The sequence below is a fragment of the Pantoea sp. X-Soil-ISGK-285 genome (assembly GCF_059730815.1).
In genome coordinates this window covers 2,475,299-2,495,158 of sequence record NZ_AP035938.1, presented here as the reverse complement: position 1 = coordinate 2,495,158, position 19,860 = coordinate 2,475,299, and the positions used below count along the sequence as shown (strand labels likewise).

The 19,860-nt window shown below is 53.1% G+C and carries 28 protein-coding genes; 9 read left to right on the top strand and 19 right to left on the bottom strand.

The window, feature by feature from the left end; all coding sequences use genetic code 11:
• Positions 1-5: 5 nt before the first annotated feature.
• The 14 genes from rcsA to fliF all read right to left on the bottom strand — a co-directional run bounded on the left by rcsA (position 6) and on the right by fliF (position 12,034).
• Entirely contained in the window at positions 6-641 is a 636-nt protein-coding gene (rcsA, locus tag AC6I8B_RS11980; RefSeq protein WP_010247685.1) for a transcriptional regulator RcsA, read from the bottom strand.
• Positions 642-1,269: 628 nt separating this feature from the next.
• Positions 1,270-2,055 carry a flagellar biosynthetic protein FliR gene (gene fliR, locus AC6I8B_RS11975; RefSeq protein ID WP_010247683.1) on the bottom strand — a complete coding sequence of 262 codons (786 nt, stop codon included), beginning with the start codon at positions 2,053-2,055 and terminating at the stop codon, positions 1,270-1,272.
• On the bottom strand, positions 2,055-2,324 hold the full coding sequence (gene fliQ, locus AC6I8B_RS11970) for a flagellar biosynthesis protein FliQ (RefSeq protein WP_003854466.1): 270 nt from the start codon (positions 2,322-2,324) through the stop codon (positions 2,055-2,057). The genes fliR and fliQ overlap by 1 nt, the downstream gene beginning before the upstream one ends.
• Positions 2,325-2,350: 26 nt before the next feature.
• Positions 2,351-3,082: a flagellar type III secretion system pore protein FliP gene (gene fliP / locus AC6I8B_RS11965; RefSeq protein ID WP_010247675.1), complete on the bottom strand. Its 732-nt coding sequence runs from the start codon at positions 3,080-3,082 to the stop codon at positions 2,351-2,353.
• A complete protein-coding gene (gene fliO, locus AC6I8B_RS11960) occupies positions 3,082-3,480 on the bottom strand; it encodes a flagellar biosynthetic protein FliO (protein ID WP_010247672.1) in 399 nt (132 codons plus the stop codon). The genes fliP and fliO overlap by 1 nt, the downstream gene beginning before the upstream one ends.
• An 11-nt stretch (positions 3,481-3,491) precedes the next feature.
• Positions 3,492-3,899, bottom strand: coding sequence for a flagellar motor switch protein FliN (gene fliN / locus AC6I8B_RS11955; protein WP_010247669.1), 408 nt, complete (start codon positions 3,897-3,899; stop codon positions 3,492-3,494).
• The gene (gene fliM, locus AC6I8B_RS11950) at positions 3,892-4,899 is read right to left on the bottom strand and encodes a flagellar motor switch protein FliM (RefSeq protein ID WP_003854473.1); all 1,008 of its coding nucleotides are present in this window, start codon (positions 4,897-4,899) and stop codon (positions 3,892-3,894) included. Before fliM ends, fliN begins: the two co-directional genes overlap by 8 nt.
• A 4-nt stretch (positions 4,900-4,903) precedes the next feature.
• Positions 4,904-5,392: a flagellar basal body-associated protein FliL gene (gene fliL, locus AC6I8B_RS11945; protein ID WP_033778945.1), complete on the bottom strand. Its 489-nt coding sequence runs from the start codon at positions 5,390-5,392 to the stop codon at positions 4,904-4,906.
• A 127-nt stretch (positions 5,393-5,519) separates the two neighbouring features.
• Positions 5,520-6,788 carry a flagellar hook-length control protein FliK gene (locus AC6I8B_RS11940; protein WP_497817442.1) on the bottom strand — a complete coding sequence of 423 codons (1,269 nt, stop codon included), beginning with the start codon at positions 6,786-6,788 and terminating at the stop codon, positions 5,520-5,522.
• Positions 6,785-7,228 (bottom strand): flagellar export protein FliJ, encoded by a 444-nt coding sequence (gene fliJ / locus AC6I8B_RS11935; protein WP_003854478.1) that lies wholly within the window; start codon positions 7,226-7,228, stop codon positions 6,785-6,787. The genes AC6I8B_RS11940 and fliJ overlap by 4 nt, the downstream gene beginning before the upstream one ends.
• 28 nt (positions 7,229-7,256) lie before the next feature.
• A complete protein-coding gene (fliI, locus tag AC6I8B_RS11930; RefSeq protein ID WP_010247655.1) occupies positions 7,257-8,618 on the bottom strand; it encodes a flagellar protein export ATPase FliI in 1,362 nt (453 codons plus the stop codon).
• Complete coding sequence (gene fliH, locus AC6I8B_RS11925) at positions 8,618-9,313, bottom strand: flagellar assembly protein FliH (RefSeq protein ID WP_010247652.1); 696 nt, start codon at positions 9,311-9,313, stop codon at positions 8,618-8,620. The genes fliI and fliH overlap by 1 nt, the downstream gene beginning before the upstream one ends.
• Positions 9,306-10,298 (bottom strand): flagellar motor switch protein FliG, encoded by a 993-nt coding sequence (gene fliG / locus AC6I8B_RS11920; RefSeq protein ID WP_003854483.1) that lies wholly within the window; start codon positions 10,296-10,298, stop codon positions 9,306-9,308. Before fliG ends, fliH begins: the two co-directional genes overlap by 8 nt.
• A complete protein-coding gene (gene fliF, locus AC6I8B_RS11915; protein ID WP_033758166.1) occupies positions 10,295-12,034 on the bottom strand; it encodes a flagellar basal-body MS-ring/collar protein FliF in 1,740 nt (579 codons plus the stop codon). Before fliF ends, fliG begins: the two co-directional genes overlap by 4 nt.
• Positions 12,035-12,266: 232 nt before the next feature.
• Between fliF and fliE the strand changes: the two genes are divergently transcribed.
• Together fliE and AC6I8B_RS11905 are read left to right on the top strand one after the other, a co-directional pair.
• Positions 12,267-12,578: a flagellar hook-basal body complex protein FliE gene (fliE, locus tag AC6I8B_RS11910; protein WP_003854485.1), complete on the top strand. Its 312-nt coding sequence runs from the start codon at positions 12,267-12,269 to the stop codon at positions 12,576-12,578.
• Between the two features lie 223 nt (positions 12,579-12,801).
• A complete protein-coding gene (locus AC6I8B_RS11905; RefSeq protein WP_031593409.1) occupies positions 12,802-13,143 on the top strand; it encodes a hypothetical protein in 342 nt (113 codons plus the stop codon).
• Positions 13,144-13,320: 177 nt separating this feature from the next.
• Here AC6I8B_RS11905 and AC6I8B_RS11900 read toward each other — a convergent pair whose 3' ends face one another.
• A complete protein-coding gene (locus AC6I8B_RS11900; RefSeq protein ID WP_089414061.1) occupies positions 13,321-13,677 on the bottom strand; it encodes a hypothetical protein in 357 nt (118 codons plus the stop codon).
• Positions 13,678-14,144: 467 nt separating this feature from the next.
• Between AC6I8B_RS11900 and AC6I8B_RS11895 the strand changes: the two genes are divergently transcribed.
• Entirely contained in the window at positions 14,145-15,032 is an 888-nt protein-coding gene (locus AC6I8B_RS11895; RefSeq protein WP_157352433.1) for a glycosyltransferase family 17 protein, read from the top strand.
• A 38-nt stretch (positions 15,033-15,070) separates the two neighbouring features.
• Here AC6I8B_RS11895 and AC6I8B_RS11890 read toward each other — a convergent pair whose 3' ends face one another.
• Positions 15,071-15,271, bottom strand: a complete 201-nt coding sequence (locus tag AC6I8B_RS11890; protein WP_010247636.1) for a hypothetical protein — start codon at positions 15,269-15,271, stop codon at positions 15,071-15,073.
• 320 nt (positions 15,272-15,591) lie between these two features.
• Between AC6I8B_RS11890 and AC6I8B_RS11885 the strand changes: the two genes are divergently transcribed.
• Positions 15,592-15,840, top strand: a complete 249-nt coding sequence (locus tag AC6I8B_RS11885; protein WP_010247633.1) for a hypothetical protein — start codon at positions 15,592-15,594, stop codon at positions 15,838-15,840.
• A gap of 65 nt (positions 15,841-15,905) precedes the next feature.
• On the opposite strand, the gene AC6I8B_RS11880 is transcribed toward AC6I8B_RS11885, so the two are convergent.
• Positions 15,906-16,538 (bottom strand): helix-turn-helix domain-containing protein, encoded by a 633-nt coding sequence (locus AC6I8B_RS11880; RefSeq protein WP_033758049.1) that lies wholly within the window; start codon positions 16,536-16,538, stop codon positions 15,906-15,908.
• A gap of 136 nt (positions 16,539-16,674) precedes the next feature.
• Here AC6I8B_RS11880 and AC6I8B_RS11875 point away from each other — a divergent pair, with 136 nt between their 5' ends.
• The 3 genes from AC6I8B_RS11875 to AC6I8B_RS11865 all read left to right on the top strand — a co-directional run bounded on the left by AC6I8B_RS11875 (position 16,675) and on the right by AC6I8B_RS11865 (position 17,804).
• Positions 16,675-17,058: a hypothetical protein gene (locus AC6I8B_RS11875; RefSeq protein WP_031593416.1), complete on the top strand. Its 384-nt coding sequence runs from the start codon at positions 16,675-16,677 to the stop codon at positions 17,056-17,058.
• The gene (locus tag AC6I8B_RS11870; RefSeq protein ID WP_010670838.1) at positions 17,045-17,386 is read left to right on the top strand and encodes a hypothetical protein; all 342 of its coding nucleotides are present in this window, start codon (positions 17,045-17,047) and stop codon (positions 17,384-17,386) included. The genes AC6I8B_RS11875 and AC6I8B_RS11870 overlap by 14 nt, the downstream gene beginning before the upstream one ends.
• Before the next feature lie 151 nt (positions 17,387-17,537).
• Entirely contained in the window at positions 17,538-17,804 is a 267-nt protein-coding gene (locus AC6I8B_RS11865) for a hypothetical protein (RefSeq protein ID WP_010670837.1), read from the top strand.
• A 38-nt stretch (positions 17,805-17,842) separates the two neighbouring features.
• Here the strand turns inward: AC6I8B_RS11865 and AC6I8B_RS11860 are convergent, their stop codons facing one another.
• Positions 17,843-18,082: a DinI-like family protein gene (locus tag AC6I8B_RS11860; RefSeq protein ID WP_003854508.1), complete on the bottom strand. Its 240-nt coding sequence runs from the start codon at positions 18,080-18,082 to the stop codon at positions 17,843-17,845.
• A gap of 174 nt (positions 18,083-18,256) precedes the next feature.
• Between AC6I8B_RS11860 and iraP the strand changes: the two genes are divergently transcribed.
• Positions 18,257-18,556, top strand: coding sequence for an anti-adapter protein IraP (iraP, locus tag AC6I8B_RS11855; RefSeq protein WP_010247621.1), 300 nt, complete (start codon positions 18,257-18,259; stop codon positions 18,554-18,556).
• A 202-nt stretch (positions 18,557-18,758) separates the two neighbouring features.
• On the opposite strand, the gene AC6I8B_RS11850 is transcribed toward iraP, so the two are convergent.
• A complete protein-coding gene (locus AC6I8B_RS11850; protein ID WP_008926858.1) occupies positions 18,759-19,082 on the bottom strand; it encodes a DUF6388 family protein in 324 nt (107 codons plus the stop codon).
• Positions 19,083-19,336: 254 nt separating this feature from the next.
• Between AC6I8B_RS11850 and yedD the strand changes: the two genes are divergently transcribed.
• On the top strand, positions 19,337-19,810 hold the full coding sequence (gene yedD / locus AC6I8B_RS11845; protein ID WP_010247616.1) for a lipoprotein YedD: 474 nt from the start codon (positions 19,337-19,339) through the stop codon (positions 19,808-19,810).
• Positions 19,811-19,860 lie beyond the last annotated feature (50 nt).

Here is a 19,860-nt window from a genome sequence, read left to right as displayed (position 1 = left end):
TATGATCAGCGAATATTAACGTAAATACCTGAAGTCACATTATCCGTTAAACGCACCACATGATAAATAACCTGCTTATTATGGGTTTTGATTTTGCGTTTAATATTACCTTTGTGTGACGATACCGTTTTGGCCTTAATTTGCATTTTATCTGAGATCTGGATGGTATCATGACCTGACATCCACATCTTCAGCATGTTTGACTCAGTCTGGCTCAGCGTTAATGGATGTACATCCATGCCCGAAGAGATACGCGCAGACTGGTTAAGCTTCTTCTGCAAATAGGTGCTGAGTAAGGAATCCAGGGTCGATGTCTTCATCGATTTTGATGTAATAATCAGGTTCTTACGAACGTAGAGATATTCCTCAAAATGGATATTGCTAATCGCCATGAATATAAAGAACAGCGTATCAGGATGCTGCGTAATAATGCTGCGGATACGTTCACTGGAATCGGATTCATGAATGAAGCAATCTTCATTAATAAAGACGACACCAGGGTTTAATTGCTCACATTTTTGCTGTAGTTGCTCAATATCGGAGACAGAAGAGATATTCTTCTTCTTAACTCCTTTTAAAGACATGTAGTCTGATAATCCCAGGCGTGTGTAGTTGCAGGAATCCATAATAATAGTTGGCATAATAGCGACCCTCACCAATTTGTTATCCGTTTAAATCAACGATGAATACGCGTTGCGGTACGAGAGAGATTTCTTAGGTACTTTTTTATTCTGCTCGTGCAGTTTGGCAACAGGCAAACGCCCGTAAAAGTCTTCATCCCTGACCCGTTCTGCAAAAAATTTGTGCTGCCATGACGTCACACATTCTCCGGCCATGGCGGGGAATGCCAGTGAAATGTCGGAGGTTAAGTAAGACTCATTTTTTTGGGAGCCAGGTCACTATCCTTGAAAACGAGGAGTTTTCTGATAGGACAATTCTCAAAAACATTTGTTTTACGAAAGTGTGATGTCTCAGCGTGCGTTGACAATGCCGGAAAAAACATTTTTTAACAAGAAAAATCACTTAAAGATTTTTTTCTTGTAAATTCAGTGTCTTGTCGATTTTGCCTGCACATTCACAGTCTGACCGCTCCTGTGAACCACCCCACTAAAATACGCGAAGCCCGGTTTAATAAGAATTATTTTCAGACTCTCCGCACGTTTATCAGAATTTCCTTAGTTGCATTCTGGAAAACATGGTTCGGAAAATGCACGGATGGTTTTGCGATACTTAAGTATCGTTATGCAAAGATAGTTAGAAACTTAATGTTCAGGGACGGGATAGTTCTGTCAGGAACACGGCGAGTAAATCAAATACTTCACCGAACAAATGCTCACAGAACGGGGCTAGCAGAGGCATCAGCAAGCTGATGGTTAAAATTCCGACTGATAAGGTAATCGGGAAGCCAATTGCGAAGATTGATAACTGTGGTGAAACACGGTTTAACAAACCCAGTACCAGATTTACCATGAGTAACAAAACGATTAAGGGCAGCGCTAACATCATGCCATTAAGGAAAATTAATCCGCCAGATTTCACCAGCGCCATAAACGCATTGGCATTTAGCGGCTGACCGCCAATCGGCAGCGTATGAAAACTGTCCGCCAGCAGCGAGATCAGCCACAGGTGTCCGTTAAAGGTCAGGAACAGTAACATCGCCAGCATGTCGAGAAAACGGGCCAGAACCGGCATGTTAAGACGGCTGCCAGGATCAAAAAAGGTGGCGAACGAGATGCCCATCTGTAAACCAATCACTTCCCCGGCAAGGCGCACGGCAGCAAAAGCGAACTGCATGGTGAAGCCGAGTGCAATACCAATCAGCATCTGCTGAATCAGTAGCAGGAAGCCTTCAGGGGAAAACAGGGTGACATTGACCGCAGGTAACAGCGGCATCAGCAGCCAGGTGATCATTACCGCCAGACCGATTTTGACACGTTTGCTGACGGATCGTTCATTGAGGATCGGTGCGGTGGCGAATAGCGCCATGATGCGCACCAGAGGCCAGAAGAACTGGCTGACCCATTGAACCAGCTGGCTGCTGTCGAGAGTAATCATCAGCCGATGATGTAAGGCAGGTTGGTAAAGACGGTGCGGATATAGTCCAGCAGCAGATTCAGCATCCACGGGCCGGCAATGATACCGGTGGTGGCAACCGCCAGAATCTTAGGAATAAAGGATAAGGTCTGTTCGTTGACCTGGGTCGCGGCCTGGATCAGGCTGATCAGCAAACCACTGACCAGTGCGGCCAGCAGCAGCGGGGCGGCCAGCATCAGGGCGACACGCATCGCTTCCTGTCCCATTACCATTACTGATTCGGGTGTCATGTGTTGCTCCGGTAAGAAAAGGGGGATCAGGAGTAGAAGCTTTGCGCCAGTGAACCGACCAGCAGTTGCCAGCCATCGACCAGAACAAACAGCATCAGTTTAAACGGCAGCGCGATGGACGCTGGCGGGACCATCATCATCCCCAGCGCCATCAGCACGCTGGCAACCACCAGATCGATGATCAGGAACGGGATAAAGACGGTAAAGCCAATCTGGAAAGCCGTCTTCAGCTCGCTGGTAACATAGGCGGGCAGCAGAATACGCATTGGCACCGCTTCAGGACCGGCAATCGGGGCGGTATTCGCCAGACGGGCAAACAGGGCTAAATCCGCTTCACGGGTCTGACGCAGCATAAACTCGCGCAGCGGCTGGGCACCTTTATCAATCGCCACTTCCATGCTGATCTTGTCCTGGCTGAACGGCAGATAAGCATCCTGATAAATCTTGTCGAAGGTCGGCGCCATAATAAAGAAGGTCAGAAACAGCGACAGTCCGAGCAGCACCTGGTTAGGCGGCGCAGAGGGCGTGCCCAGGGCGTTACGCAGCAAACCAAACACAATGATGATACGGGTGAAGCTGGTCATCATCAGCAGCACGGCCGGAATAAAGGTCAGCGCAGTGATAAAGACCAGCGTCTGTACCGGCAGTGACCAGCTCTGACCGCCATTCGGCAGCGAGTGACTCACCAGACCCGGCAACTGGGCATGGGCAACCGGTGCCAGTAACAACAGTGGCAATAAAGGAAGCAGTCGACGCATCATTGTGGTTTTCCGGGACGTTTAACCAGGTTCTGTAACAGCTGACGAAAATCCTGTGGCGCACTGTTAACCGGCGTCACAGAGACCGGTTCACCCGGCGGCAAAGTATGCAGATGGGTAATCTGCTGTGCGGTGACGCCCAGCACCAGACGCGCATCAGCGGTATCGACAATCACCACCCGCTCGCGCTGGCCCACTGAGACGCTGGCTGTAAGTTTAAGCTCCTGGCCGCTGACCTTTTTCGGCGCGAAGCCGACACGGCGTGCCAGCCAGGCGCAGGCCAGAATCAATAAGATAATCACTGCTAACACGCTGCTGACCTGGGCCAGCATGGAGCCGGTCGAGATCGCCTGAGCGTGCGGTGCAGCCGGTTGCAGCGTTTGATTCTGGCTATTCATAATGTAACTCTTTAGCGACTCAGACGACGCATACGTTCAGATGGGGTGATGATGTCAGTGATGCGCACGCCATATTTGTCGTTCACCACCACCACTTCACCCTGAGCAATCAGATAACCGTTGATCAGGATATCCAGCGGCTCACCCGCCAGGCCATCCAGTGCCACCACTGAACCCTGCGCCAGACGCAGCAGCTCTTTGATGGTCATTTTGGTGCGACCCAGTTCCACGGTGAGTTTCACCGGGATATCCATAATCAGATCGATATCCTGCAGCGATCCAGCGACGTTGCCGCTGTCGAATGATTTAAAGACTTCGTCGGTCTGCGGCGCACTGCCGCTGCCGACCTGCTCATTCATCGCTTCAGCCCACAGATCGTCCGCAGAGATATCGTCAGACGGTTTATTACTGTCAGTCATGGGGCTGTTCCTCGTTCAGCGAATTCAAAATCGGGTTAATCAGGTGTTCGACACGGAGCGCGTACTGACCATTCATCGTGCCATATTGGCTGGTTAAGACCGGGACGCTATCGACATGGGCGATAATGCGTTCCGGCTTCTCAATCGGCAGCACATCACCGGGTTTCAACTGCAAAATCCGTGACAGACGCAGTGAGGTTTCGGCAAAGTGCGCGATCAGTTCCAGCTCAGAGTGCTGCACCTGTTTGACCAGGTTATCGCGCCAGTGGTTATCTTCCTGACGTGAGTTTTCGAGCGGTGGATTCACCAGCAGCTCGCGCAGCGGTTCAATCATTGAAAACGGGATACAGATATTAAACTCACCCACCAGGTTACCAATCTCCACCTGGAACGGCGTGTTAACCACGATGTCGTTCGGTGAAGTGGTGATGTTGGTGAACTTTACCTGCATCTCTGAACGTACATACTCGACGTCCAGTGGATAAATGGCCTTCCATGCGTCGCTGTAACCATCAAGCGCCAGCTTCAGCATGCGGCGAATAACGCGCTGCTCGGTATGGGTAAACTCACGGCCTTCGACTTTGGTCGGAAAACGTCCGTCGCCACCAAACAGGTTGTCGACAGCGATAAACACCAGGCTCGGTGAGAACACCACCAGCGCGGTGCCGCGCAGCGGCTTCAGGTGGATCAGGTTCAGGTTGGTTGGCACCGGCAGATTGCGGGCAAACTCGTGATACGGCTGAATCTTGATCGCCCCGACGCTGATATCCGGGCTACGGCGCAGCAGGTTAAACAGCGCCATACGGAAACTACGGGCAAAACGCTCATTAATAATCTCCAGCGCCTGCAAACGCTCGCGAACCACACGGCGCTGGGTGTTCGGATCGTAAGGACGAATATCGCCTTCCGGTCCGTTTTGTTTCTTTTCTTCTTCCGCACTGCCGCTGTCGCCGTTTAAAAGGGCGTCAATTTCAGCCTGGGAGAGAATGCTATCGCCCATTGATTCACCTCAAAATGAAGGCAGTAAACAGCACATCGTTTACAGCCTGCGGAGGTTGACCTTTTACCAGCGGGGGTGTCAGCGCCTGTTTGACTTGTTCAACAAGCGCCTGCTTTCCTTGCTCTGTCGCCAGCGCCGCAGCGCTCTGACGCGAGAGCAGCAGCAGCAAACGGCTGCGCACCTCAGGCAGATAGTCGTTCATCCGACGCCGGGTATCCTCATCGGCCAGACGCAGGGTAAAGCCTACGTAAAGCACGCGGTCGGGATCGTTGTCGGGATTGACCAGGTTAACCGTAAATGTATCAAGTGCAAAAAAGACCGGAGCGGGAGGCGGTTCAACTTTCGCCACCTCAGGCTTATCGCCCTCATGTTTATTCATCATTCGCCAGACTGCATAGCCTGCCACGCTGCAAGCGGCCAGCGTCAAAATGAGCAACACTGGTATTAAGAGTTTACGTTTGCTGCCTTTTTTGGCTTTCGCGTTATCAGACATGGTGCAGTTACTTCCTGTGAATTATGGGCAAGCCTCTCGGCTCACGAGACAGATTATCCGCGTCTTAAGTCAAACCAATGGGTAGAAAAGACGCGGGTTTTACGCTTACCTTCAGCGTTTGCCGCTGTCAGGCGAAAGTGTCGACGGCGCTGCTGCCGTTAACGCGAGCCTGAAGGGCGGCGGGAACGGCGATCGGCGTAATGTCGGTGTCACTGTCCTGGGTGAGGGAGAAGCGGCCATGCTGTCCATCGCGGCGCGCCTCCTGCTGCTGCTGGAATTGCTGGCTCTGCGCGGAACTGTCACTGCTCACCTGACTCTCGCCCAGGTTGATACCGCTCTCTGCCAGCGCGCTGCGCAGCTGCGGTATCGCGGCTTCCAGTGCTGCTCTGACGTGGCTATGGCTGGAAACCAGATTAATTTGTGCCTGGTCGTTATCCAGTTTCAGGCTGATCTGGATAGCGCCAAGGTCTTCCGGATGTAAACGCAATTCCGCGTTCTGCTGGCCGTTGCGGCTGAACATCACAATCTGCTGACTCAGCGCCTGCTGCCACTCGTCGCTGCCCAGCTGTGAGTTCAGCATCGGCGTTGACGGCGTGCTGGTGGTCGCGGAGGCGGTCACCGGCGCAGGCAGGCTGCTGGCGGTGGCGATTGGCGTAGCATTGATCGCGTTATCGCTGGCGCTGGCTTTAATCGCAGCCTGATCATCCTGCTTAACCATGTTGCTCAGCGCCTGCTGGAAACTGCTGTCGAGCGTCAGGCCGCTGCTGGTCGCACCCTGCGCGGCGTTGTTACTCTGGCTGGCGGCAGTGGTGACGGCAGGTTTGCTCTGTACGTCGCTTCTGGCATCAGACTTCTCATCTTCGCCCGGTGCGTGGCTCTGCTGCGCGCTGTTCAGCAGTTGCGTCAGCGAGCTCTGGCTTTTCCGGCCGGTATCGGTCTGGGCGATCATCTCGCCCGCTTCACTGCTGACCGGGGTCGACGTGGTGGCTGTAACAGCCGCTACACCCGGTAACATGGCGAACAGCGCCTGCATATTCTGCATATCGCTGGCGCTTAAGGGTGCAACGTCCGGCTTGTCTTTATCATCGGCTGATTTTGACCCACCTTTAATATTTTCCGGCTTAAACAGAGCGGTCAGCGCAGCAGGATTTTCCAGTGCTGCCATCAGGGCATTCAGCGGGGCTTTCGGGCGGGCGTCATCGGCAATTTCTGCTTTGACGTCAGCGGATTGCGCCGCTTTTCCGTGCTGTTTAGCCAGGCCGAGTAACTGGTTTCCCAGTGCGGTCAGAAAGTCCTGCGGCAGGGCATCGGCACCCGCAGCAAGGTCAGTTGAGACTGAGGGTTCTGCGTCGGTTTTTACCGTCGCTTTCATAGCAATGTTTGGCAGCGTAATCATTCACCTCTCCTCGATGCGGCCCGTTGGGCAAATTCGTCCATCCGTTTCTGATCGAGACGGTTTTCCTGTCGTAATGCATTTTCCGCTGCGCGCGTAATCAGCGTCTGATAGGCGTTCAGCCGTTGCTGTTTGTCACGCCAGTTGATCAGCGCCTGTTCCAGCCGCTGATTCCAGTTATTAAGCTGGTTGCGGTGCTGCTCAATCGCTTTTTCCAGCGTCTGAATAAACTGGTGGTAGTTGGTCCAGCGGGTGCTGGCGATGCCCGACGACATGTCATCGTTGAGCTTGTTGCGATATTCGTCCTGATAGTCGAGCAGCATCGTCAGCTGCTCGTTCGCGGCGTGCTGGCCGCGACGCATATCGCCTAAATAGATGGCAGCGCGTTCGAGATCCTGCTCCGCTAAGTCGCGCAGCGTATCGATGGCATTTGCAGTTTTCATTGCCGTTACCTCGCGTTAATTCGTGTGACTAGCCAAACAGCGCATGCAGATGCAGGCTGGCGTCGTCGTAATCACTGCGCTCAAAGATGCCCTGTTGCAGGAAGGCTTCCATCTGCGGATAGAGCGTAATCGCTTTATCAAGCATTGGATCACTGCCCGCGGCATAAGCACCGACGCTGACCAGATCGCGGTTACGCTGGAAGCTGGAGAGCAACTGCTTAAACTGGCGCACCCGCGCATAGTGGTTCTCATCGATCAGCGAGGTCATCGCACGGCTGATCGAGGCTTCTATATCAATGGCCGGATAGTGACCCGCTTCGCCCAGCCGACGCGACAGCACAATGTGGCCGTCGAGAATGGCACGCGCGGAGTCGGCGATCGGGTCCTGCTGATCGTCGCCTTCGGTCAGGACGGTATAGAAGGCGGTGATTGAGCCGCCGCCGTCGATGCCGTTACCGGCACGCTCAACCAGCGCAGGCAGTTTGGCGAATACGGAAGGCGGATAGCCTTTGGTGGCCGGCGGCTCACCAATCGCCAGCGCGATCTCACGCTGCGCCATGGCGTAGCGGGTCAGGGAATCCATAATCAGCAACACATGCTGGCCGCGGTCGCGAAAATCTTCTGCGATACGCGTGGCGTAAGCGGCACCCTGCATACGCAGCAGAGGCGAAACATCGGCCGGGGCGGCGATCACGACTGAACGGGCGCGGCCTTCAGCGCCGAGAATGTTCTCGATAAAATCTTTGACTTCGCGGCCACGTTCGCCAATCAGACCGACCACAATGACGTCCGCTTTGGTGTAGCGCGCCATCATGCCAAGCAGCACGCTTTTACCCACGCCCGAACCGGCGAACAGGCCCATACGCTGTCCGCGACCGACCGTCAGCAGGGCGTTGATCGCCCGCACGCCGGTATCCAGTACGTCGGTGATCGGCGTACGCTGCAGCGGGTTAAACGGCGGAGTGTTCAGCGGCGCGCGATAGCCGGTATCCGGAGACGGCAGGCCGTCCAGCGGACGCCCGCTGCCATCGAGTACGCGGCCCAGCAGTTCCGGGCCCAGCATCATCTGTTTGCCCGCCTGCGGGTTCTCTCCGTTCTGGCGCGCATAGACCCGCGCACCCGGTAAAATGCCGTCCACTTCTTCCAGTGGCATCATCAGCAGCTTCTGACCGTTGAATCCCACCACTTCGCTTTCGATTTCACTGATGGTTTTGCCATCGTTGCGTTCGATTACGCAGGTTGCACCCAGCGGCAGCTGTAAGCCGGTCGCTTCCAGCACCAGGCCGGTGGCGCGGGTCAGACGGCCATAACGGCGCACCGGCTGCACCTGGGCGATGCGTTTCTCAAAGGCATCGAGCGAGCCGAGCCAGCGATTCAGACGAGTGGTCATTACAATTCTCCCGGTGCGGCAAGACGGCAGAGTTCCTGCCAGCGCGTCGCGACGCTGGCATCCAGGTCACCATCTTCTGCGCTGAGTTTACAGCCGCCAGGATGCAGGGTGCTGTCAGCGATCAGCCGCCAGCCGTGCAGATCCAGCGTCGGACCCAGGGTCTGCTCAATGCGTTGTAAGTCATCCGGGTGAACGCGCAGTTGCGGTTTGCCGCTGAACATCGGTTCCTGCTGCAGTAAACCCTGAATCTGGCGCAGCAGGGCGGTGCCATCCACCGTGGTCGCCTGACCAATCACCGAACGTGCCGCTTCCAACGCCAGCTGCATCAGACGGGCCGCAATCACGCTGTCCAGCGATTCCAGCGTGTTCTGGAACTCCGTTACCAGTTGCTGCATACGCGCCTGAAGTGGCGCCTGCTGCTGCTGGGCATCGGCGAGACCCTGCTGAAAACCGGCGTCGTAACCGGCTTTCTGGCCTTCGGTCACACCCTGCTGATAGCCTTCGTTGTAACCCTGGCCCTGTGCCTCTTTACGCATCTGCTGCTGCAGGCGTTCGAGCTGCTGTTGCTGCTCATCAACGCCATCTTCAGCTTCGTAAATTTCTGGCTGCAGCTCCGGTTCAGCAGGCTCATCGAAACGGCCTAAATCAGTGGGCTGCCACAGCTGCCAGGGGCGCGCAGAAAATGCATCAGACATAAGTTTCCTCGCCACCACCAATCACCATCTCGCCTGACTCGGCCAGGCGGCGTACCACCAGCAGGATCGCTTTCTGTTCGTTTTCCACTGCGGACATACGCACCGGACCACGGTTGGCCAGATCGTCGCGCAGGATATCCGCCGCACGGGCTGACATGTTTTTGAGGAACTTCTCGCGCAGTGGCTGTTCGGCACCTTTCAGTGCAACCAGCAGCTGCTCGGACTCCACTTCCTGCAACAGACGCTGGATGCTGCGGTCGTCCACTGCCACCAGGTTTTCGAACAGGAACATCTCGTCGATAATTTTCTGCGCCAGTTCGCCATCGAAGTCGCGTACGGCTTCGATAACCGCCTCTTCCTGCTGCGTTTTCATCAGGTTGATGATCTCGGCTGCGGTTCTCACGCCGCCCATCTTCGCACGCTTGAGGTTGGTGCCATCCAGCAGGCCGTTCAGCACTTCGGTCAGTTCGGCCAGCGCGGCTGGCTGGACACCACCGAACGTGGCGATACGCAGCATCACGTCGTGACGCAGACGTTCGTCGAACAGCGCCACAATATCGGCGGCCTGGGCACGCTTGAGGTGGACCAGGATGGTGGCGATGATCTGTGGATGCTCGTCGCGAATAAGGTCGGCAGCGGCCTGCGGCTCCATAAAGTTGAGCGTTTCCATGCCGCTGGTGGTTTCGCGCGTTTCGAGAATGTCCTCCAGCAGGCTGGAGGCGCGCTCTTCGCCCAGCGCACGGGTCAGCACCGAACGCAGGTATTCGTTGGAGTTCAGGCTCAGCGCCGCGAACTGCTCAGCATCCGCTTCGAACTCACGCAGCACTTCAGTCAGTTGCTTATGTGACACCTGACGCATGTTGGCCATCGCGCCGCTCAGGTGCTGGACCTCACGCTGGTTCAGGTGTTTGAAAACTTCCGCGGCGCGCTCTTCGCCAATAGTCATCATCAGGATGGCGCTTTTTTCGGTTCCGGTCAGACTCATAGCTCTTTACTCATCCATTCGCGAATTACCAGCGCTACAACGCGCGGATCGTTTTCTGACATGTCGCGGATGCGTTGACTCAGCACTTCTGCGCTCATGCGGTTGTTAGACTTACGTTCCTGATCCAGCTCATCTTTGCTGAGCTGCACATTAAAGGCTTCTTCTTCCGGCTGCTCAGTCGCTCGGGCGGCAACGGCTTCCGCGGCGGCTTTCTCTGCGGCCTGCTTGCGAACCAGATGCGGACGAACCAGTTTGCGGTAGAGGATGAAAGCGACCAGGGCAATCAACAGCCACTTACCGGCATTCATCAGCTGATCAAAGAACGACTGCTGTTGCCAGAAGGGCAGATCGGTGGTCACCGGTTCAGTGGTGTTGAACTGCGAGTTCACCACGTTGATGCTGTCGCCACGGTTCTGGGAGTAGCCCATCGCTTCGCGGGTCAGATCTTCAATCTGCTTCAGCTGCTGTTCATTCAGCGCAACCGCTTTGCCTTTATCATCTGCACGGAAGTTCACCACGACCGCAACCGACAGACGCTGTACGTCGCCAACGTTGACCTTGGTATGACGAATGGTGCGATCCAGCTCGTAGTTCACCGTGTCGTCACGACGCGAGTTGGTCGGTCCGGCACTGGCCGCTGCGGTGCTGGTGGTCTGGTTAGCGTTATTCGCCGCGTTGTTCTGACCGTTAGCATTCTGACCGTTGGCGTTCTGGCCATTGGCTCCATTGTTGTTCGGCGTCGTCACCGGCGCAGTGTTAGCTGGCGCAGGCTGGTTAGAGAGCGCGCCCGGCACGCCGCCCGGATAAGGGCTGCCTGACTGGTCGCTGGTGCTGGTCTGACGCGAACGAATCGCTGAGTTCGACGGGTTAGCGTTAGGCTGATATTTCTCGTCGGTCTGCTCGGCGGTATCGAAGTTAATCTGCGCGGTAACCTGCGCATGCACATTGCCCTGACCGAGAATCGGATTCAGGATCGCTTCGATACGTTGCTGGTAGCGTGCTTCAACTTCAGAGGCATACTTGAGCTGTGCATCATTCAGGTCGCGACCGGCGGAATCAGAGCGGGTCAGCAGGCGACCGGTTTGATCGACCACGGTGACGTTGCCCGGCGGTAAACCGGCGACGCTGCTTGAGACCATGTGGGCGATGGCCTGAATCTGGCCTTCATCCAGTGCACGGCCAGGCTGCAGGGTTAAGGTGACAGAAGCGGATGGCGCTTTCTGCTCACGCACAAATAAGGTGGGTTTTGGCATCGCCAGATGAACACGGGCGCTTTTAACCGGGCCGAGTGATTCGATGGTACGAGCCAGTTCGCCTTCCAGCGCGCGCTGGTAGTTAACCTGCTCGCTGAACTGGCTGATACCGAACTTCTCTTTATCCAGCAGCTCAAAACCCACCGAGCCGCCTTTCGGCAGACCCTGCTGAGCCAGACGCAGACGCAGCTCATGCACGTTCGCTTCCGGCACCATCAGCGCGCCGCCATTTTCGGCGAAGCGATAAGGGATGTTCATCTGCGTCAGCTGCGTGACGATGGCACCGCCATCTTCATCTGTAAGGTTGTTATAAAGGACGCTATAGCTGGGCTGCTTCGCCCAGAGCACCATCGCGATCACTATCGCCACAACGGCGGCGGCAGCGACGATTAAAGGAATACGCGGATTTGCGCGCAGGCGAGCGAGCAGGTCACCGAAGCCTTTCTTTTCTTGTTCTGTTGTGGCGGCTGTACTCGCATTCATGACCGATTCCTGCCTGACGTAATTGACCGGGTAAGTTGAGATGGCAAAACAGACTCCCTGACCTGCGTAGATAAAATTTCCACTTCAATGCCAGGCATTATTAGGTGATAAGGAAAATTCGATGGCTGGATAAGGTAGGTTTTTTGCTGTCATTTAGCGGCTTTGTCTCATTGACAACGTGCTAACTTTTCCCCACAGAAAAAATATCATCCTCCTTTATAAGGTATCGTTCATGTCCATTCAGGCAATTGACGGCGTACTGCAGCAGCTTCAGGCGACCTCACTGCAGGCCAGCAACCGCAGCAGTGAAGCCCCTAATCAGATCGATTTCGGTGCAACTATGAAAGCGGCGCTGGATAAGATCAGCGAGACGCAGACCACCGCCCGCACCCAGGCGCAGGATTTTGAGATGGGTAAACCCGGTATCGCGCTTAATGATGTGATGGTCGATCTGCAGAAATCATCAATCTCAATGCAGATGGGTATTCAGGTCAGGAACAAGCTGGTGTCGGCGTATAGCGAAATTATGAATATGCAGGTTTAGTGAGCTGATTCCGCTGAACAAGGCACGCCTGCGTGGCAGTGGATTAGGGTAGTGCGTTGCCAGCATCAAGGCCGATCCCTTTGCTGAGTCTATGACCCTGTGCTGGCGATAATGCAGGTGTCATTGACTATACTGCTCTTTATTACGAGCCGTGCAGCAGGGAACTCACTCTTCGGTGCAGACGACCCGACCCCTCATCACCTATCAGCAGGACGCCAGCCCAATGCTAAAAAAACTTATCCTTATCGCATCGTTAATCAGCTTATCTCTCCCAGCCTTTGCTGCCACGCAGTGCGGGCCGTTCTCTCTTAAACCTGATAAGAGCGGCTGGTTCTCGGTGAATGGAGAACGCGCTAAAACGCAGAAAGTCACCTTTGCGAAAGAGAAGGGCGATTACGACAACGCGACGGTCAAACTGCTGGTGAAAAACAGCAAAGCGCCGGGGATGGTGGATATGGAGCTGACGAACCGTGAGGGTAAAGGGCTGTTAAGAGCTGAAATCGTCCGCACCAGCCAGAGTCAGATCCGCATACGAGGCGCCTATGATTGCGAACCGGCTAAATAGGCTGAGCTTCGACTGCCCACTTCTGAACATGGCATAGCCCGGAAGCGGGCCTGATAAAAGCCTTTGAGTAGAAGAGTGCGAAAGGTTGTCAGGCAAGCGCTTGTGCTCTGGCTGGCCTGACAACGTATGCCAACTCCTGATCATCCATTCTGCATCACGCACATGGCGACGATGCCTCTAACTCGATGTTTTGCACCGCGCGATCATCCCTGAAACTGCTGTGCTGATATCTGATGCTTTTGGATCATAGTAAAATGTCGCACTAGTCTGATGATGGCTGAACTTTGCAATTTCAACCCAGGCCACGGTTTCATCATCCTGTTCAAGGTTATATCGCTTCGTGCCATCCGGCAGGGGGTCATCCTGCTCCAGATAGAGTTTTTGATCCTGTGCCGCTACGTTAAGGCAGGATTCAACCTGAAAAGGATGACCGTTGAAATAAGCGGTTTTTGTTGTCGGGTGTAATCCAACCCGTCCCATATCTACGCATCCGCCCATCAGACTTATGCTCAGGGCAATAATGATCTTCTTCATGAACTAAACCATCATAGTTATTTTGTTGACCAATAATATCCGGATATTGATCGTATCGCTCATTTTAATCAAAAATCTGCGCTTAATATTGCTGGCGTTACGGACTATATGTAACATTCTGCGCAACGCATTATGATGTAAGCAACGGACAGGAACTCAGTAGCCCGCATCAGGTGACTCATGCTGTCTGCTGGTGTTAACCGTTGTCAGGTGAATGTCAGGTAAATATCACTCTGAATGGTTGCTCATAATATCGTTAGTCTGCTTTGAGGTGGATGCCCGAAAATCATTGCCTGCAGCCTTTGTTAGCCAGTTTATTATAAACATGGATAGTTTTACGCAGTACATTACACACACATCAGGTTCATTAAAAATCGGCCTCAACAAAAGGCGTTATACCTCTGTTGTGTTACGCATGTTGAGGTGTCCTGATGAAAATCCTTACTACTTAAGTGCCTCTGAATATTATGATTTATGACTGTTTTTTGTACTACGATGAAGATATCTTGCTTGAGATGCGTCTGAACACGCTTGAGCATGTTGTTGATCGGTTTGTCATTGTGGAATCGCGCTATACCTTTACCGGAAAACGCCGGGAAAAGCTTCATTTTGATATTGAGAAGTTCGATCGTTTCCGCGATAAAATTATTTATATTGTTAACGATATTGCGCCCAGATTTTATCAGGAAGCCTTTAAATCGAATAGTTCTCTGGTTAATGCGGGTGAGACTGATCCCTGGGAAAATGAAGCCACTGCACGTAATCAGATTATGCAGGGGCTGGCCGGCGCGCAGGATGATGATATTGTTATTGTGTCAGACGTCGATGAAATTCCCCGACCCGAGGCGATAAAAGCATTCAGTCATCAACATCTTTGCACGACGCTGCATCAGCAATATTTCAATTTTAAATTTAATGTCCGGGTTTTAAATGACGACGGCACACCGCGCTGTGCCACCCTGGCAAAAATGGTGACCTGTAAAACGCTGCGAGACTTTTTTATGGGGCAACCGGAATTGCTTCGCAATGTTAAGCGTCGTGGTACACCGATACGCGAGAACTGGTTGCGCTGGAACTGGCTAAATTTCCGGACAAAAACCATTAAGAACGCAGGGTGGCATTTTTCCTGGGTAATGAGCGATGAGCGCATCAGTGAAAAAATGTCTTCGATTTCTCATACCGAACGTAACTGTCCCGAATTTAATAATCCGGATCACATACGGCGCTGCGTTGAGAACAATATTGATATCTGGAATCGTCCGCGAAGGATGGAGATAGTGCCGGTAACATCCGAACATTTTCCAGCCTGGCTGGTTGAAAATCAGTACCAGCTTGCCGATCTCATTAAATCTTAACGCTGACCAGCGCGCCCAGCGGGCGCGCCTCTCGCACATCAGCTTGCCTTGTAAGGATCTTTTTTGTCATCCTGGCTGTCATCATTTTTGCGCGGCACTTCGCCATGATCTTTCGGCGCATCAGTGGCGGGATGATCATCTTCCTCGTAAGCATTACCAGCGTTTGGCGCGGCTTCGGGCAGGCTTTTGCTGACATCACCTTCTTTCTTACGTTCTTCATTCGTATTGTGTTTAAACATAACTCTCTCCTTTTATTCCAGTCTCTTAAGTTTAGACCAGCACTGACATCCCGCATGCGCAGCGGATTAAAGAAGAAAAAAAAGCCCGCCAGCGGCGGGCTAATCGGAGTTTCTCTCATACTGAACACGTCATTTTTTCGATGTTTGGGTGTGTACAGCAGGTTCATGCTAACCGGGAATCCCTGATGCAGTAATGGACAAACCTGCCATGTCGCTTGCGGCAGGTCACATTCCCGTCGATAAACAGATCGATAAATAAATTCGATTGAACGGATTAGCAAAAGGCATATAGTGGCCTGCGTTACCAGGAGATAGAAATTATGTTAAGAGACTATTTAAAGATTGAAGCTGAAGATCAGTTAATCGAACAACGCTCGCTGAGCCTGAAAAATCGTGGTCAGGAAGAGGTCACCGAATGGATTATTGTAAATAGCCAGGGAGTTAAAAAAGGCGGCGTAACCCTGTTCGATAAACTCAGTACCCGCCGCTCATGGCCCGTCAATTACCGCATTATGCAGACCGATCTGCAGGGCAAAGTGGTGGTAGATCAACTGACCGATGCCCTGTAACTGTCCGGTTATAAACTCAGCCACTGTTGTACGATGAAAAGTGAACCCGCGCACGGCGGGTTTTTTTATGGCTGGCGGTATCGTCGCAGTTCCACCAGCGTACCAATCAGCTTCAGGCTGTCCCGGCTGGATTGCAGCTCAGGGAAATTGATATTGACCGGTGCCAGTTCAAACTGCATGACGCCATTTTCACTGCCGCGCTGACGCCAGGTGCGTAGCAGCACGACCTGTTGCTGCAATGCCAGCACGCAGTCGCCGGGCTGAGGTGACTGCGTGGGATCGATGATCACCACATCATTCCGCAGAATCGCGGGCGTCATCGCCTGTTCTTCCACCCGGATGGCAAAGCTCTGCTGTGAAAGCGCCATGTCGTTGTGCATCAGCAGTTCATGCCGGACGGAACCGGCCTCGCTCAGCCATCGCGGCACGTCGCGCTGTGCAAGCAGTGGGATCTGGTGCAGACCACTCCAGGCGCTTTCGCTGAAAACAGGACCATCCCCATCTATCAGAAAAGCCGGTGCGCAGCCCAGCGCTTCGGCGAGCCGCAGCAGGTTCTCACCGCGCGGCAGCGTCTCTTCTTTTTCCCATTGCGAAATCGCCACATGGGACACTTTTACCTGTTGCGCCAATTGCTTCTGCGTTAACTGCAGCGATTTACGTCGGAGTCGGATGCGGTCACCCAGCGTTTCGTTTTTCATAAGCTTGACTTTTTGGTTGAGAGTGACTTAAGTATACTTAAGCCTGGTATTTAAGCAATCTTAAATTTCATGCGCGGGACGTGGCTAAGCAGCACGCAGTAAGTTCCAGAGACCTTACCGTACAAAGGGGTGTGGCATGGAAAGTAGTCTGATTACCAGTATGGGTGCGTTAGTTCTGGGTGGGGGGGCAGCAGCACTGTTCTGGAAACCGTTATTGGCGGGAATTGCGTCAATCGTTACCAGTAATCGAGCCGGCGGCGAAATTATTACCAGCTACAAAGAGCAGGTGGTGTTGCTGAAAGAGAGCAACGTGCTGATACGGGAGGAGAACGATGAATTACGCGAACGGCACGACAGGAATCTGCGGCGTATCTCGACACTCGAAACGGATCTTCGGTTAATCAAGAATGCGGTAGGGATTTTACTGGCAATGACCGAAACCGATCAGAACGATAAATTTCGTAATGAGATTGATCGGCTTATCTCAACTCTGGAGGATCGCAGTGATGGCCACGATTAATAGCACTAAGGCACCTATGTCTTACCGGCGCAAAGTTATCCTCGGCTGCGTATTACTGAGCTGTTCGATGATTTGCATCCTGATGACGATCATTTTTCTCTACGTCAGTAACACCGCAAACAAGCGGGTCGAGGAGATTCGGGCGGATTACCGCTTAATTGCGGCGCGGCGTGATGACAGAGTGGAGCTGCTGACCGATCAGGTTGCAGCAATACAGCACAAGCTGGATGCAATACCGGATCGCATAGCCGACAAAACGGTCATAAAAGTCAAAGAGGTCGTCACTGAGAGTGAGGTGCCAGCCGTGAAATCCGGTCATAAACCATAACTTCCGATTATTCTTAATGCGGCTTCGCTATTATCGACTAGTTTTAAATATCCGGGCAACATTTTGTACCTGAATGCAGGCCCGCTGATTGGCCGGTTGATGAACCGCTAAGCCTACTCACTTTGGATAGATGACCAGAAGGAAATTTAGCATGAGCGATTCAACAGAAACCAAGACCAAAACTGAATATCTGCGTGACGTGACTTCTCAGCTAAAAGAGATGCGTCACTATGCTCAGACCAACACCGAAACCCTTTCCAGCCAATGGTTAGCGTTTGATGCGGGTGAGTATAAAGACAAGACCAACGCCGACCGAATCGATGCGTTGCTGAATAAGCAGGGTAAACTGCTGGAAGATCTGGATGCCGCGATTCAGGACATCGAGATTGAAGTTAATCACAGCGAGCAGGAGAGCTAAGTCATCTCCTGCTAACTGATGTGGTGGCCGTTAAGGGATTAATCGGCCACCAGCCACATTTCCGCTTCGTCGAACATCTCTTCAACAATCCGCGCAACCGTCGCTTTATCGTTCTTACTCAAATCAGTATCAATCGCGTTACGTTCCATCGGCTTGACCTTAACTTCAATGTCAGGGAACACCCGATGCACCCGCTTTTCCAGCTCCTCACGAATCATCTCGCGAGCACCCGGTAAACCGGCAACGTTGCGCTTGTCATAAATCAACTCAACAAACATGATGGCAATCCATTCAGGGCAAAATCGCTGACATATAATACTGTAAATAAAAACAGTAGCAAGGCAGCGCGCCTGATTTCGTGTAAATTTTTATCTCGCATAAACCTCAATCTTCGACTAGCAAAATGCGCACGCATCGCGACATAATGGCGGCTTACTTTTAGGAGGTCCGCGATGCGACAACTGGTAATTGATATTCTGCTAAAACTGGCAAAGATGGACGTCGATGCAAAAGAGTTGACGGCGCAGCTTGAAGCGCAGTCCCTGCTGGTTGCGGCGCTGCTGGTGCAGGCGAAACAGGACAACTCGCTGACTATTTCAGAAACGGTGCAGGATGCCATTGTTACCGCTTCGCAATCTTCGACCGAGTTTCTGCAGTCTGATGTGGATCTGCTGCTGACGCATATTAATCGTCTGCTGGCGGTAGCGAGTTATGTTGAAGTAAAGGGTAAAGCGACGGAAGGTGAAGGGTAGGGGCGGATAAAAAAATTCGCCTCTGGAGGTGGAATTGAGACAACACCTGCAGAGGCAGTGCATCAGCACTATTCGTTAAAGGACAATCACGACCTGAGTCGCACGCCGAAGTTATACACTTTCCCCCGGTTAGTACAATTTTATCTGCAGTGCCGGAACTGGTTGGAGGTGTTTGCAATATACAACTTCAGCGCGGCCCTGATTAAAGCTCGTTTTTGATGCAAAACTCTTCCCAGCTCATCCCCAGCGACTCAGCATGAGATTTGAGATAAGTCTCGATAGCTTCAGCCGCCACCGCTTTATCCGGCTCAGCGAGCTGAATAGAAAAGATCATTCCATCCAGATTCTTCTGCCGCAAAAAGGCCGCATAGATGCGTTCGGCATGCCATTCGCGCAGCTGTCGCAGTGACAGGTTAGCTGCACGGGCGTCGCTCTCCGTTAATTCATCAAGTGCAGACTGAAAGTCGGGATGCGCGGTAAAAAACATCTCGCGCGCCTGGGCATAGTAGGCTTCTGGCGTTTTCATATTCATATTCCTGAAAGTCTGTTGCAGCGCGTCAGTGTAGCGGGTTGTCTTCCGCTTGTCAGGCGTGACAAAAGACGGAGTTTGCATCAGTTCAGCCTCTGAACTTCCGGTCAAAAACCTGACCGTGGAGCTCACTGCGGGATAAATTCTGGCGCAATCAGGGTCTGCGTGGTGTTTGAACACCCAGATACCTTGCGCAACGCGGTGGAAAAATTATAACGTAGCCGCCATTGATGGGATCTTAGGGATTAAACATGAAAAAGTGGATGCTGATTGCCGCGCTGGCACTGAGTGGCTGTGCACAAATCAACGATTATGAAAATGCGGTGCAAACGCCGGCGCCCGCTGATCTGCAGGGAACCTGGCAAACCGTCGGTCCACAGAGCAGCCTGATCAGCGACAAGGCGATAGCCAGTGTGATCATCAATGCGGATGGCAGCACGCTGGACTGCCGTCAGTGGATGCGGGTGATTGCGAAGCCGGGCAAACTGACCCGGTTAAGCGGCGATTATGTCAACGTAACGCGTCAGGTGCGGGTGATGCCGCTGGTCGTGGAGAATGGCGAGCTTAGCTATGACAGGATGACTCTGCGTAAAGTGGCGCGTCCGACCGTTGAGTGTCAGCAGGCGCTGGAAGAGGTGGCGAAACAGCCGAAAGCCGCCGTGATTCAGAACATCGAACCGCAACTGCTGCGCACACCGATTACAGAAAACAACGCGAAGTCATAACAGCCGGACCATAACAAAACCGCCCCGACGGGCAGAGCGCACTTCACGCT